Annotated in this window: 8 protein-coding genes; 4 read left to right on the top strand and 4 right to left on the bottom strand. The window is 65.9% G+C overall.

What is annotated here, in order from left to right; genetic code table 11:
• Positions 1-15: 15 nt before the first annotated feature.
• The 3 genes from ACTIFP_RS01390 to ACTIFP_RS01400 form a co-directional block, all read right to left on the bottom strand.
• Positions 16-315 carry a hypothetical protein gene (locus ACTIFP_RS01390; RefSeq protein WP_439566935.1) on the bottom strand — a complete coding sequence of 100 codons (300 nt, stop codon included), beginning with the start codon at positions 313-315 and terminating at the stop codon, positions 16-18.
• Between the two features lie 26 nt (positions 316-341).
• The gene (locus tag ACTIFP_RS01395) at positions 342-3,227 is read right to left on the bottom strand and encodes a M16 family metallopeptidase (protein WP_439566936.1); all 2,886 of its coding nucleotides are present in this window, start codon (positions 3,225-3,227) and stop codon (positions 342-344) included.
• Between the two features lie 100 nt (positions 3,228-3,327).
• Positions 3,328-5,484: an acylase gene (locus ACTIFP_RS01400; protein WP_439566937.1), complete on the bottom strand. Its 2,157-nt coding sequence runs from the start codon at positions 5,482-5,484 to the stop codon at positions 3,328-3,330.
• 146 nt (positions 5,485-5,630) lie between these two features.
• On the opposite strand from ACTIFP_RS01400, the gene ACTIFP_RS01405 reads away from it, so the two are divergent.
• The 3 genes from ACTIFP_RS01405 (at position 5,631) to ACTIFP_RS01415 (ending at position 11,438) form a co-directional block, all read left to right on the top strand.
• A complete protein-coding gene (locus ACTIFP_RS01405; protein WP_439566938.1) occupies positions 5,631-7,205 on the top strand; it encodes a leucyl aminopeptidase in 1,575 nt (524 codons plus the stop codon).
• Between the two features lie 164 nt (positions 7,206-7,369).
• On the top strand, positions 7,370-9,949 hold the full coding sequence (gene clpB, locus ACTIFP_RS01410) for an ATP-dependent chaperone ClpB (protein WP_439566939.1): 2,580 nt from the start codon (positions 7,370-7,372) through the stop codon (positions 9,947-9,949).
• A gap of 22 nt (positions 9,950-9,971) precedes the next feature.
• Complete coding sequence (locus ACTIFP_RS01415; protein ID WP_439566940.1) at positions 9,972-11,438, top strand: sulfotransferase; 1,467 nt, start codon at positions 9,972-9,974, stop codon at positions 11,436-11,438.
• Here the strand turns inward: ACTIFP_RS01415 and ACTIFP_RS01420 are convergent.
• On the bottom strand, positions 11,432-12,694 hold the full coding sequence (locus ACTIFP_RS01420) for an aspartyl/asparaginyl beta-hydroxylase domain-containing protein (protein WP_439566941.1): 1,263 nt from the start codon (positions 12,692-12,694) through the stop codon (positions 11,432-11,434). The two genes, ACTIFP_RS01415 and ACTIFP_RS01420, sit on opposite strands and share 7 nt — an antisense overlap.
• A 113-nt stretch (positions 12,695-12,807) precedes the next feature.
• Here ACTIFP_RS01420 and ACTIFP_RS01425 point away from each other — a divergent pair, with 113 nt between their 5' ends.
• Positions 12,808-13,815 (top strand): hypothetical protein, encoded by a 1,008-nt coding sequence (locus tag ACTIFP_RS01425; RefSeq protein ID WP_439566942.1) that lies wholly within the window; start codon positions 12,808-12,810, stop codon positions 13,813-13,815.
• Positions 13,816-13,826 lie beyond the last annotated feature (11 nt).

Consider the following 13,826-nt stretch of genomic DNA (forward strand, 5'->3'; position numbering starts at 1 on the left):
ACAACGGCCCGGAAATCAGCCTTGGCGGGTGCCGGTCATCGCCATCGAACCGAACGCACCGGCCTTGATCGTGCCGGTCAGCGCGTCGCCGTCGATCGTCGCTTCGCATTCGAGCGTCATCGGCATCGGCACCTTCATGTTCATCGTCCAGCTCAGCTTGTTGCCGTCGACCTTGCCGTTCTCGACGTCGAGCGCGCCCATCGCGCCGGCGTTCGAACCGGTGAAGCTGCCGCCGTCGCTGGTCACGGTGAACACCGATTTCTGGTCACCCATTGGCGACTTGGTAACGCAATCATAGCTGCCATCTACGGACATCGAAGCTCTCCTTACTGAAATCAATGTTAGTTAATTGGAGTCGCTGTTTCCACCGCCAGACCCAATCCGTCAAGCTGCGGTTTGACGACCGCCGCATCGCCGACGACGACATAGACGAGATCGTCGGTGCTGAGCGCCTTGCGCGCCGCGGCATCGATTTCGGCGGCGGTCATCGCCTCATAGGTGGCGGGCAGCGTTTCGTAATAAGTGTCGGGCCGCGAAAATTTGACGATGTTGCGCAGCCCGGCGAGCACATCGGCCGAGGTTTCGAAGCTGCCCGGCAATTCGCGCACGCTGCCGTTGACGGTGCGCTCCAGCTCTTCCTTGGTCACGCCCTTGTCGGCGAGGAAGCTCTTGAGGTCTTTCTGCAACTCCTTGATCGAATCGCCGGTGCGGTCGGCCTGCACCGGGGCGACCGCGATCCAGCTCAGCCGGTCGGTTTCGCCCGAAATGCGGCTGCGCACGCCATAGGACCAGCCCTTCGTCTCGCGCAAATTGGTGTTGAAGCGCGACAGGAAATTGCCCCCGAAAATATCGTTCGCGGAACGCAGGACCTCCAGCTTGTCGCCGCCCTTGGCATCGAGCACCTTGCCCGCCAATATTATCGATTGCGGCGATTTGGGGCGATCGAAGAACAGGATGCGCGGCTTGGGCGCCGGGATTGCGATATCGAAATTCTTCACCGGCTTGGCGGTTTTCGGCGCCTTCCACTGGCCCAGCGTCGCATCGAGCTGTTTCTTCACTTCGGCCAGCGTCGTGTCGCCGACGACGAACACGCGCGCATTGTCGGGGCGAATCCAACCGCTGTGGAACGCCGCGAGCTGGTCGCGCGTCGCCGTCGTCACCGCCTTGGCATCGCCCAGACCCGACGGCGGAATGCCATACGGATGGTCGGCGCCATAGAGCATCGGCGCCATCAGGCGCGAGGCGATGGCGTTCGGGTTGTTAAGCTCGGCCTTCAGCCGGTTCAGCTGTTGCGCGCGCACCCGCTCCAGCTCCTTGGCGTCGAACGCCGGGTTGCGAATATAGTCGGCGAGCAGCGACAGCGAGGCGCCGAGATTGGGCTTCAAGGCAAACAGGCTGAACACCGTTTCGTCGGCATTGGCGGTCGCGTCGATCTGCGCCCCCAGCCGTTCCTTCGCTTCGGCAAAGGCGATCGAATTGAGATTGGTCGTGCCTTCGTCCATCAGGCTGAGCATCAGCGATTGGGTGCCCAGCGCGCTGTGCGGATCGGCGGCATAGCCTGCGTCGAAGCTGACCGCGACATTGACCGTGGGCACCGTCGTGCGGCGCGCGAACACCACCTCGACCCCGTTCTTGAGCTTGGTGCGTTCGATGGCCGGAAAGTCAAGCGCGGTAAGATCGGCAACCGCGGGCAATTGCGAGCGATCGGCGATCGAAGCCGCGGCGCCGATGCCGGTGTCGGGACCGATGTCGCCGAGCACCGGGTTCCAGTAACGGTCGGGCGCGACCGCTTCGGTCATCTTGCCCGCGGTGACGGCGCCGCCGCGATTCTCGCCGCCCTCGGTGCGTTCGCCGGGGGTGTAGGTCAACGAAAAGGCCGGGCGCGCCATCCATTTGCGCGCCACCGCGGCGACCTGTTCGGGGGTCGATTTGGCCATCCGATCGAGCTCGACCTTATAATAGCCCGGATCGTTCGAATAGAGCGCGCCTTCGGCCAGCGTCACCGCCTTGCCGCCAAAGCCGCCGACCGATTCCAACCCCGCGATGGTGCCGCCCAAATAGCTCGCCGCGGCGCGTTGCAGTTCGTCGGCGGTCGGACCGGTCGCAAGGAATTTGGCGATTTCTTCGTCGAGCTTCTTGCCGACCGTCGCCACATCGCTGCCCGGCTTCACATCGGCCTGGACGATCAGGATGCCGGCATCCTCAAAGGTCTGGGCAAAGGCCGCGACGCTGACCGCGACCGGATCCTTGCGAACCATCGCATTGTCGAGCCGCGACGACGACAGCCCGCCGAGCACCGCGGTCGCCATCTGGAGCGGTACGCCGTCGGCGTCGTTGAGCCCGGGGATCGCCCACATGCGATAGATGCGCGGGGTAGGGATCAGATCCTTGACCTCTTTCGCGAGCGGCGCGGGCAGCGTCGGCACCGTCACCTGCGGCATCGTCACCGCGGGGCCGCGCGGAATGTCGCCGAACCACTCCTGCACCTTGGCTTTCGCAGTCGCGACATCGACGTCGCCCGCCAGCACCAGCACCGCATTGTTCGGGCCGTAATTGTCGGTGAACCATTTTTTCACGTCGGTCAGGCTCGCCGAATTCAGGTCGGCCATCGAACCGATGGTGCTGTGGTGATAGGGGTGGCCCGTCGGGAAGAGATTTTCGAAAATCTCGTAGCGCAGCAGGCCGTAGGGATTGTTGTCGCCCTGACGCTTTTCATTCTGAACCACGCCGCGCTGGTTATCGAGCTTTTCCTGCGTCACCGCGCCGAGCAGATGCCCCATGCGGTCGCTTTCGAGGAACAAGGCACGGTCGAGCGCGCCCGTCGGCACGGTTTCAAAATAATTGGTGCGGTCGACGTTGGTCGTTCCGTTGCTGTCGGTCGCGCCGACCTGTTGCAGCGGTTCGAAAAAATCGCCGGGGGCGTTTTCCGACCCGTTGAACATCAGATGTTCGAACAGATGGGCAAAGCCCGTCTTGCCCTTCGGTTCGTGCTTCGACCCGACGCGGTACCACACCGACACCGCGACGACCGGCGCCTTGCGATCCTCGTGCACGATGACGCGCAGCCCATTGTCGAGCGTGAAGGCTTCGTAAGGAATGTCGACCGCCTTCACCAGATCGGCGATCGGTGCCGGATCGGCAGCCTTGGCCTTGGCGAGCGCGGGGCCGGCGGCAACGAGCGACGTGGTCACCGCCAGAGCAAGGGCGAAACGATGGAAACGGGGCATGGGCATCCTCTTGGATAACGGACACAGGCATGATGCGCCTGCGCGCGACCGCGTGCCGGACGGCACTGTATCAACGGTTTAGGGCAGCCATTCGCGGCTTTCAAGGCCGATAGAAACGCGCCCCGCTGGCCTTCAGCGCCGCCGGATCGAACAGCACGGGTTTCAGCTGGTGGCGCACGAACAACGGCGCCTGATCATTGTAATGCGGGCTCTCGGGCCGCGTTGTCGCCGACCCGAACGGCTGGATCGATTCCGAGCGGACCCGGCCCGCGGCGTCCCACGTGATGAACATGATGAAGCTGTCGCCGTGGCGCACCTTCAACCGCCCGTCGGGTTCGGCATCCCACAGCGTCGAGGCGCGCACCGTATCGTTGCCGCCGTCGAGCGGCAGGTCGATGCGATAAGCACCCTCGCCATGGCGCAGCCGCAGCACCGTGCCGAGCCTGGGGTCAAGCGTACCGAAATGCTCCTGCAAATGCGCCACCGCCTCGGCCAGCACGGTGCGCGGATCGGGACCGGCGCGGCGCTGGTAATGGCTGCCGTTCGCGGGGCGCAGTAGCATCAGCGCCAGCGCGTCGCCCTTCCCCTTGCCGTCGAGGTTCCAGTCCCAGCGGCGGAGCAGGTTCTGCGCATCGACCAGCGCCGGATCATCTTTCACATCCAGCGCGAGCAGCCGGTCCATCCACGCCTTGGCGTAACCAGATCTGGCATAAGCGGTGTCATATTTGATCGCCTTCAGCCGCGCCTCGTCGATCTGGCCCGACGCTTCGAACAGCTCGATCAGCCGCGTCGCGCGGTTGGTCATATCGTCCTCAACCCCGAGCAGCGGCGAGAAAGCCGCGGCGTCGAGCTCGTCGCCCGGCCCCGCGGCGACCCACGGGGTGTTGTTGGCATTCATCACATAGCCCGATCGCGGATTGACCAGCGCCGGGGCGCGATCGAACGGCAGCGTCTTCGTCCACAGCGCCGCCGACCGGTCGCCCGGCAGCACCCCGCGCCAGTTGAAGCCGTCGGGCCGATCGGGGAACATCGCGTTGTAGAACAGGCCGATATTGCCCTTCGCATCGGCGTAGATGAAGTTGGTCGCGGGCACGCCCTGCCCCGCCATCGCGGCGCGCCACTCGGCAAAATTCTTCGCCTTGTTCAGCCGGTAATATTGGGTGACCATCGCCGACTGGTCGAAGCCGGCGTAACGGATCGCAAAGGCGCCCTTGTCATTCTTGACCACCGGGCCATGGATCGATCGATAAATGGTGCGCGGCACCGGCAGCACGAACGGGCCGAACTTCACCTTCAGCCACACGCGCTTTTTCTCGAGCGGTCGCCAGGCGCCGTCGTAGCGATATTTCTCGCCGCTTTCGTCGAGAACAAGTTGATAGACGTCGATCAAATCGGGGCGATTGACCGTGTTGGTCCAGCCAAGATGCTTGTTGTGCCCCAGGAAGGGATAGGGCGATCCGGGAAAATTGGCGCCCGCAAAATCCCACCCCTCTTGCGAATGGACAACCAGTTCGTACCAGGCGACACCGCCCGTCCACGGCTGGTGCGAGTTCGATACCAGCCGCGTCGCACCGTCGGTCGAACGCGCGGGCGCGACCGCCATGGCGTTCGATCCATTGGCCGCGGGATCGCTGCCGACCGGCGTGTCGGCGCGCGGGACGATCTTGCCCGTCGCGTCGAGTGCCGGGCCGCCTTCGCGGTGCATGTCCTTGCCCTCGACCAGCTGGCCGAGCACCGAATCGAGACCAAAGAAAAAGGGCGAACGCAGCACGAAGCCCGCGACGACATCCTCTCCGGTCACCGGGAACAGCCCCGACAGGCGGACCTCGCCTGGATGCTTGGCGGCATAATGATTGAGCCCCGCGGCATAAGCGGTGAACAGCGCTTTCACGTCGGCGGGCAGGCGCGGCCAGTCGCGCGCGGTGGTCGCACGCACGTCGAGCAGCGCCTCGGCATAATCGATCTTCGCGCCGTCGGCCCCCAGCATCGCCCCGGCACGGCCGCGCGTCATCGCCAGCACTTCCTGCAAGGTCGCGAAATCATCCTCGGCGTGCGCGTAGGCGACGCCATAGGCGACGTCGGCGTCGGTCTTGCCAAAGATGTGCGGCACCCCGAATTTGTCGCGCGCGATGCGGACGTCCTGCGGCTTGAACAGTGGCGCTTTCGGCGCTTCGGCGGTCAGCGGCTCCCACAGCGCCAGCGACGCGGCAGTGACGACGAGCAACAGAAGGAATCCCAGCAAAATCCGTCGCAGCATCTCTGGTCCTCATTCATGCGCCCGTTCCGCGACTGTCTGACCGCCATGTCGTCCGATGGCAAGCGACTGTCGTTCGTCGAGCCGAATTTGCCATCGGGCGCCGTGCGGCTATGCAAGGTGCCATCGCTTTAACCGGGGAATTTCCTATGTATCGCAAAAGCCTGCTTCTTGCCGCCTGCCTGTCGTTCACCTTCGTACCGCCCGCCGCCGCGCAGATGGTGACCGGGTCGGGCGTCGTCCCATCGACCGCCGCGAACAGCGCCGAGCGCGCGATCGGCTTTGCCGCGAGCGCCCCGGCGGGCGGCGCGCTGGTGATTTTGATGACCGACGCGACGTTGCCGCCGCTGGACGGCTTGGCATTCAGCCCCGCCGAGCGCCAGGCGGTGACCGCAGCGATTGCGGCGGCGACGTTCGAGGGCAAGGCCGAATCGACGCTGTCGCTGCGCGGGATCGGCGCGCATTCGCGCATCCTGCTCGTCGGCACCGGCGCGACGCCAACTGCGCTCGCGCTCGCCGAAGCGGGCGGCAAGGCGGCGCAGGAGCTGAAAAGCGAGGCGCAGCCGGTGACGATCGCCGGGGCGTTTGGCGATGCGTCAGCCGCCGACGTCGCCTATGGCTTCGCGCTCGGCCAATATCGCTTCGACCGGTACAAGACCGCCGACAAAAAGGCGCCGCCGACCGGCGCCGTCACCGTTGTCGGCGCCAATGCCGCGGCCGCCGAAGCCGCCTTCACCGCGCGCTGGAAGCCGCTGACCGATGGTGTCCGCCTGTCGCGCGACCTCGCCAACGAACCCGCGAACGTCATCTACCCCGAAAGCTTCGTTGCCCGGGTGCGCGAGGCGTTTGCGGGCACCGCCGGGGTCAGCATCGAGGTGCTCGACGAAGCGGCGATGCGCAAGCTCGGGATGGGGACGATCGTCGGCGTCGGCCAGGGCAGCCCGCGCGGATCGCGCCTGATGCTGGTGCGCTATCGCGGCGCGAATGCGCCCGCGGCGCCGATGGCGTTCGTCGGCAAGGGCATCACCTTTGATTCGGGCGGCATTTCGCTGAAACCCGGCGCGGGCATGTGGGATATGAAGGGCGACATGTCGGGCGCCGCCTCGGTGATGGGCGCCGTCCTCTCGCTCGCCAAATCGCGCGCGCCCGCGCATGTCGTCGGGGTTGCGGCGCTCGCAGAAAATATGCCCGACGGCAATGCCCAGCGCCCCGGCGACGTCACCCGCACGATGTCGGGCAAGACGATCGAGATGCTGAACGCCGATGCCGAAGGGCGTCTCGTCCTCGCCGACGCCAATGAATATGTCGCGCAGGCGTACAAGCCGCGCGCGATCGTCAATATTGCGACGTTGACCGGCGCCATCGTCGGCGCGCTCGACGACCAATATGCCGGGCTGTTCGCGCGCGATGAAAAGCTCGCCGCCGCGCTGCTGACCGCCGGGACGGTAAGCGGCGAGGAATTGTGGCGGATGCCGCTTCACAAGAATTTCGCCGAAAAGATCAAGTCGGACATCGCCGACATCCGCAACATCACCCCCAACCAGGGACCGGGCGCCAGCATCGGGGCGCATGTCATCGGCTATTTCGTCGACGAGGCGACGCCGTGGGCGCATCTCGACATCGCCGGGGTGAACCAGGCCGACAAGGCATCGTCGCTGGTCCCGAAGGGCATGTCGGGCTTTGGCGTGCGCCTGCTCGATCAACTGGCGCGCAGCGGGGAATAGCGATCTCTAATCCCGTTCGTGTCGAGCGAAGTCGAGACACCCTGAAGGCGCATACAGCCGATGGGCAACTCGACGTCGCTCGATGCGAACGGGAACTGCGAGGAAGCCCTTGTGTTGCCAAATAGCAACACTATCTTGCCGGACAGGAAAGGGGCTTATCCTCCATGAACCTCGAGAAATTCACCGACCGCGCCAAGGGCTTTCTGCAAGCCGCGCAGACGATTGCGATCCGCATGAATCATCAGCGGATCAGCCCCGAGCACATCGCCAAGGCGCTGCTCGAAGACAGCGAAGGCATGGCGGCGGGGCTGATCGCCAAGAGCGGCGGCGATGCTTCGCGCGTGGTCGCCGGTATCGACGCGCTGCTCGCCAAGGTGCCCGCGGTGTCGGGATCGGGTGCGCAGGCCACCCCCGGCCTCGACAATGACGCGGTGCGCCTGCTCGACCAGGCCGAGCAGGTCGCAACCAAGGCTGGCGACGGCTATGTCACCGTCGAGCGGCTGTTGCTCGCGATGGTGCTTGCACCGGCCACCCCGGGCGGCAAGGCATTCGCCGATGCCGGATTGAAGGCCGACGCCCTCAACGCCGCGATCAACGACCTGCGCGGCGGCCGCAGCGCCGACACCGCGAGCAGCGAAGACCGCTACGACGCGCTCAAAAAATATGCCCGCGACCTCACCGAGGTTGCGCGCGAAGGCAAGCTCGACCCGGTGATCGGCCGCGACGAGGAAATCCGGCGCACGATCCAGATCCTCGCGCGCCGCACCAAGAACAACCCGGTGCTGATCGGCGAACCCGGCGTCGGCAAGACCGCGATCGCCGAGGGACTTGCCCTCCGCATCACCAATGGCGACGTCCCCGACAGCCTGAAAGATCGCCGCCTGCTGTCGCTCGACATGGGCGCGCTGATCGCCGGCGCCAAATATCGCGGCGAGTTCGAAGAGCGGCTGAAGGGCGTGCTCGACGATGTGAAGGCCGCCGAGGGCGAGATCATCCTGTTCATCGACGAGATGCACACGCTGGTCGGCGCGGGCAAGGGCGAGGGCGCGATGGACGCGTCAAACCTGCTCAAGCCCGCGCTCGCGCGCGGCGAGCTCCATTGCATCGGCGCGACGACACTCGACGAATATCGCAAGCATGTCGAAAAGGACCCCGCGCTGCAGCGGCGCTTCCAGCCGGTGTTCGTCGGCGAGCCGACGGTCGAGGATTCGATCTCGATCCTGCGCGGGCTCAAGGAAAAATATGAGCTGCACCACGGGGTGCGGATCACCGACGGCGCGATCGTCGCCGCGGCAACGCTGTCGAACCGTTATATCTCCGACCGTTTCCTCCCCGACAAGGCGATCGACCTGATGGACGAAGCCGCGAGCCGCATCCGCATGGAGGTTGAATCGAAGCCCGAGGAGATCGAAACGCTCGACCGCCGCATCATCCAGATGAAGATCGAGGAATCGGCGCTGTCGAAGGAAAGCGACGCAGCATCAAAGGACCGGCTCGCGACCCTGCGCGCCGATCTCGCCAATCTCGAACAGCAGTCGGCCGAGGTCACGCAAAAATGGCAGGCCGAGAAGGACAAGATCCACGCCGAGGCGAAGATCAAGGAAGCGCTCGACGCCGCGCGCTCGGCGCTCGATCAGGCGCAGCGTGCCGGCGATCTCGCCAAGGCGGGCGAGCTCAGCTATGGCACCATCCCCGGCCTCGAAAAGCAGCTCGCCGACGCGGAAGCCGCGGCGGGCAATGCGATGCTGCGCGAAGAAGTCACCGCCGACGACATTGCCGCGGTGGTCAGCAAATGGACCGGCATCCCCGTCGACCGGATGATGGAAGGCGAGCGCGAGAAACTGCTCGCTATGGAATCGACGCTCGCCCAGCGCGTCATCGGACAGGACGAAGCGGTGCGTGCGGTCTCGACCGCCGTCCGCCGCGCGCGCGCCGGTTTGCAAGACCCCAACCGCCCGCTCGGCTCGTTCCTCTTCCTCGGCCCCACCGGCGTCGGCAAGACCGAGCTCACTAAGGCGCTCGCGCGTTTCCTGTTCGACGACGACAATGCGATGGTCCGCATCGACATGTCCGAATTCATGGAAAAGCACAGCGTTGCGCGGCTCGTCGGCGCGCCGCCAGGCTATGTCGGTTATGAGGAGGGCGGTACCCTGACCGAAGCCGTTCGCCGCCGCCCCTATCAGGTGGTGCTGTTCGACGAAGTCGAGAAGGCGCATCAGGACGTGTTCAACATCCTGCTCCAGGTGCTCGACGACGGGCGGCTCACCGACGGGCAGGGGCGCACGGTCGATTTCACCAACACGCTCATCATTCTGACCTCGAACCTGGGCAGCCAGGCGATCGCCGCGCTGCCCGACGACGCGCCGGTCGAACAGGCCGAACCCGCGGTGATGGAGGTGGTGCGCGCGCATTTCCGCCCCGAATTCCTCAACCGGCTCGACGAGATCGTGCTCTTCAACCGCCTCGCACAGCAGCATATGGGCGGCATCGTCGATATTCAGGTCGCACGCGTCCAAAAGCTGCTCACCGACCGCAAGGTCATCCTTGACCTGACCGATGCCGCGCGCGCGTGGCTCGGCCGCGTCGGCTACGACCCCGTCTATGGCGCGCGGCCGCTGAAGCGCGCGGTGCAGAAATATCTGCAGGATCCGCTTGCCGATCTGATCCTGAAAGGCGAAGTGAAGGACGGATCGACGATCCGGGTCGACGAAGGCGACGGCGCGCTGAAGCTCACGCCGGCATAAGTGCGGTTGGGGAGCGGTTCGCGTGGATGAGGAGTGGGCGCGGCTCGATGCCGCGGCGGGGCGGAGCATCGGACAGGGGCGCTACGCCGACGCTGCGGCGCTGCTGCGGCAGGTGATCGCGCGGCGGCCGGACCATCCCGACAGCTGGTTCAACCTTGGCTATGTGCTGCGCCAGACGCGCGCCTATCCCGACGCGCTCGAAGCCTATGCCGAGGCGCTGCGCCGCGACGTCTCGGCGCCCGAAGCGGTGCACGTCAATCGCGCCGCGATCCTGTCCGAATATATGGAACGCAACGACGAGGCGGAGGCCGAGCTGCGTGCCGCGGTCGCCAAAAATCCGAAGTTCCTGCCCGCCTGGCTCAACCTCGGCGGGCTGATGGAGGATGTCGGCAAAGCCGATGCTGCCGCCGACGCCTATCGCAAAGCGCTCGGCGTCGCGCCAGGCAACGGCCGCGCGCGCGCGCGGTTGGCGGCGATCCGCGTCCACAAGGGCGACACCGGCGGCGCGATCCGCGATCTCGAGCAACGCTTGCAGATCGGCGCCGACAGCCAGGACGATGTCGCCGAACTGCTCTTCGGCCTCGGCCATGCGCTCGACGCGGCGCGCCGCTATCCCGAAGCCTTTGCCGCGATCACCCAGGCGAACCGGATCAACGCCGCGATGCGCCCCGCGCCGCGCCGTTACGATCGCGCCGCGCAGGAACGGCTGGTAGACGACCTGATCGCCGCCTTTCCTGCGCGCCCGGGCGGCCCATTGGCAGTCGACGGACCCGAGATGCTATTCATCTGCGGCATGTTCCGGTCGGGCTCGACGGTGATCGAACAATTGCTCGGCCGCCACCCGTTGGTCCGGATCGGCGGCGAGCTCGAACTGATCCCGACTATGGTGCTCGACCGGCTGACGCCCTACCCCGCGGCGCTGCAAAGTCTGACCGATGACGATGCACGCGCCCTGCGCGATACCTATCTGCATATGGTCACGACCAACTTCCCTGGCGCGCTTTATGTAACCGACAAACGGCCCGACAATTTCCTGCACATCGGGCTGATCAAGACGCTCTTTCCTGCCGCCCGGATCGTGCACACCGAACGCGCGGCGCTCGACACCATCCTGTCGCTCTATTTCATGAATTTTGCCGAGGCGATCAACTACACCGACCGGCTGGACGATGCGGTGCATTATTTCGCCCAATATCGCCGACTGATGGCGCATTGGCAGGCCATTTTCGGCGATGATATTCAGACGATCGCCTATGACCGGCTGGTTCAGGCGCCAGCGACGGTGATCGCCGACGCCTGGGCGGCGCTCGGCCTGCCCGCCGCCGACGGCGACCCGAACGCCGAACGGGCCGCGCCCGTCATCCGCACCCCGAGCAACTGGAATGCGCGCTCGGCGATTCATGGCCAGTCATCGGGGCGCTGGAAAAATTACGCCGCCGAACTGGCGCCGGCTCGCGCCGCTTTGGAGGCGATGGGCGGCGGTTATTGACCGCGCGTGGTCAGGTCGAAGAACCGCGCCAGCAGATCCTGTTCCGCCGCGTCGAGATAGGGGTTCCACACGTCGAGGATCAGCACGATGCGCGGCTCGTCGCTGCGGTTCCACGCCTCATGCTCGATCGTATCGTCGAAGGCAAAGGCTTCGCCGACCCGCCATTCGCGCGTTTCACCCCCCACCCGAAAGCTGCATCCGGGCGGCACGACCAGCGGCAGGTGGACGATCGCGCGCGTATTGGTGACGCCGGTGTGCGCGGGAATATGCGCGCCGGGTTTCAGGATGGAAAAAAAGGCCGACGGCGCCTTGCCCGGCACCCGGTTCTGCGGAATCGCATCGAGCGCCGCGGCGGTTTCGGGGCAAAGCGCACAGACCGCCTCGTTTTTCACGCCATATTCCCACAGGAAACAGGCGCTCCAGTCGAGCGAATGGTCGAGCGCGCTCCATTTATTCTCGGGCGTTCCCGAATCCTGCCGGACATAAGGGCGGATCGCCGCATTCCCCTTTGCGAGCAGCGCCAGCGCTTCGTCCCTGATCGCCGCACTGCGTGCCTCGAACGCGGCAAACCAGGGGAAATGCGACCGGTCGAAAAACTCGTCGGCGGGCAGAAACGGATAATAGAGCCCCGCGCATTCATTCTGATAGACGCGGCGGCGGCCCAGGCAATGGTCGATGCAGGCACTGAAACGCCGCGCCGCCGGTCCCATCGCTGCCATCTGCGCGCCCAGCTCGGCTTCGACCGCGACCGCGAGCGCACCATTATGCTGTTCGATAAAGGTCTGTCCGTGCCGCAGCGCCTCCTCGACCCGCGGCGGCCGCTCGCTCATCGCATTCGCCAGCTGGACGACATGGCTCCACGCCTGCGCAGCGGCGACCGCTTCGCCCAGCCGCTCATGCAGTTCGGCGGTGCGGAGCAAAGCGATGAAATGCCGCCGGTCGATGTCGAGCGCGGCCTGCAACGCCCGCCGCTCGCCTTCGTCATCGCCCGCGGCGCGGCACGCGGTCGCGAGGTTCAGGCAGAGCGCGGGCTCGCCGGGGTCGGCGGCGCTGGCAGCAGCAAAGCTCGCCTGCGCGGCGGCGAAATCCTGATCGGTCAGCGCGCGCATGCCGCGGGCGTTGTGCAGCCGCGGGTCGCCAGCGCCGCTCTGCAACGCGGCATCCAGAATCGCGCGCTCGCCCGCCGCGTCGCCGCGCTGCCGCGCCTGCGCCGCCGCGGCCAGCGTCTCTTCGATATTTCGGGTGGCTGTGGTCATAGCATCGGCTAATCCACAAGGCGCGCCAGTGCAAGGCGCAGCCGGTGGTTGAAGCCGGCGCAATATGGTTGCAGATGACAAGCGGATGCCGATTGGAAAGGAACGCGCGCACCATGATGACAGCGGAGTGGCTCGCGCACCGTTATGACGAGGGGCAGGACGCCGTCCACTTCATCGAAGCGCCGCGCGCACTGCGCCGCTCGGTGCCCTTTCTGACCGACGAATATCTGAAGCCCGCCGCCCCCATTATCATGAAGCGCACCGACGCGCTGGCCGATGCCGCCATCGGCGCGGAGGGCGATGCGGCGACCCATTTCATCTTTCATTCGGCCTATTGCTGTTCGACCCTGCTCGCCCAGGCGTTCGACAATCCGGGCGTGTCGCAGGGACTCAGCGAGCCGCAGATATTGAACGACATGGTCGGCTGGCGGCACCGCGGCGGCAGTGCGGCGCAGATCGGGATGGTAACCGACGGCGCGCTGCGCCTGCTCGCGCGTCCGCTCGTCCCCGGCGAGGCGGCGATCATCAAGCCATCCAATATCGTCAACGGCCTCGCCACCGCGCTGATGACGATCCGCCCCCAGGCCGCGGCAGTGCTGGTGCATGCGCCGCTGCGCCTGTTCCTCGGCTCGATCGCCCGCAAGGGCATGTGGGGCCGCCTGTGGGTGCGCGAACTCTTGTCGCGCCAGTTGGCCGAGGGGCTGATCGACCTGGGGTTCGAACCCCGCGATCATCTGCTCCATACCGACCTTCAGGCGGCGGCCGTCGGCTGGCTGGCGCAGCACCGGCTGTTCGCCGACATGGCGCAAAAATGGCCCGACCGGGTCCGCACGATCGATAGCGAGACGCTGGTGGCGCGGCCTGCCGAGACGATGGCGGCGCTCGCTCGCCTGTTCGACGTCGCGCTCGACGACGCAAGAATTGCGACCGTGGTCGCGGACATATTTGCCCGCGATTCGAAAAGCGGGCGGGCGTTTGCGAGCGGCCAGCGCGCATCCGACCAGTCGGCAGCCGAGGCCCTTCACGCCGACGAGATTGAAAAGGTCACCGCCTGGGCAGAAGCCGTTGCCGAAGCCGCCGGTGTCTCGATGCAACTTCCGTTGCCGCTCCTGACCGACTGATCCCCGACCAG

The sequence above is a fragment of the Sphingopyxis sp. genome (assembly GCF_051861155.1).
Classification (GTDB): domain Bacteria; phylum Pseudomonadota; class Alphaproteobacteria; order Sphingomonadales; family Sphingomonadaceae; genus Sphingopyxis.

Coding starts and splice junctions, on each gene's coding strand:
- ACTIFP_RS01390 (WP_439566935.1), bottom strand. CDS start 315: ATGTCCGTAGATGGCAGCTATGATTGCGTTACCAAGTCGCCAATGGGT.
- ACTIFP_RS01395 (WP_439566936.1), bottom strand. CDS start 3,227: ATGCCCCGTTTCCATCGTTTCGCCCTTGCTCTGGCGGTGACCACGTCG.
- ACTIFP_RS01400 (WP_439566937.1), bottom strand. CDS start 5,484: ATGCTGCGACGGATTTTGCTGGGATTCCTTCTGTTGCTCGTCGTCACT.
- ACTIFP_RS01405 (WP_439566938.1), top strand. CDS start 5,631: ATGTATCGCAAAAGCCTGCTTCTTGCCGCCTGCCTGTCGTTCACCTTC.
- clpB (WP_439566939.1), top strand. CDS start 7,370: ATGAACCTCGAGAAATTCACCGACCGCGCCAAGGGCTTTCTGCAAGCC.
- ACTIFP_RS01420 (WP_439566941.1), bottom strand. CDS start 12,694: ATGACCACAGCCACCCGAAATATCGAAGAGACGCTGGCCGCGGCGGCG.
- ACTIFP_RS01425 (WP_439566942.1), top strand. CDS start 12,808: ATGATGACAGCGGAGTGGCTCGCGCACCGTTATGACGAGGGGCAGGAC.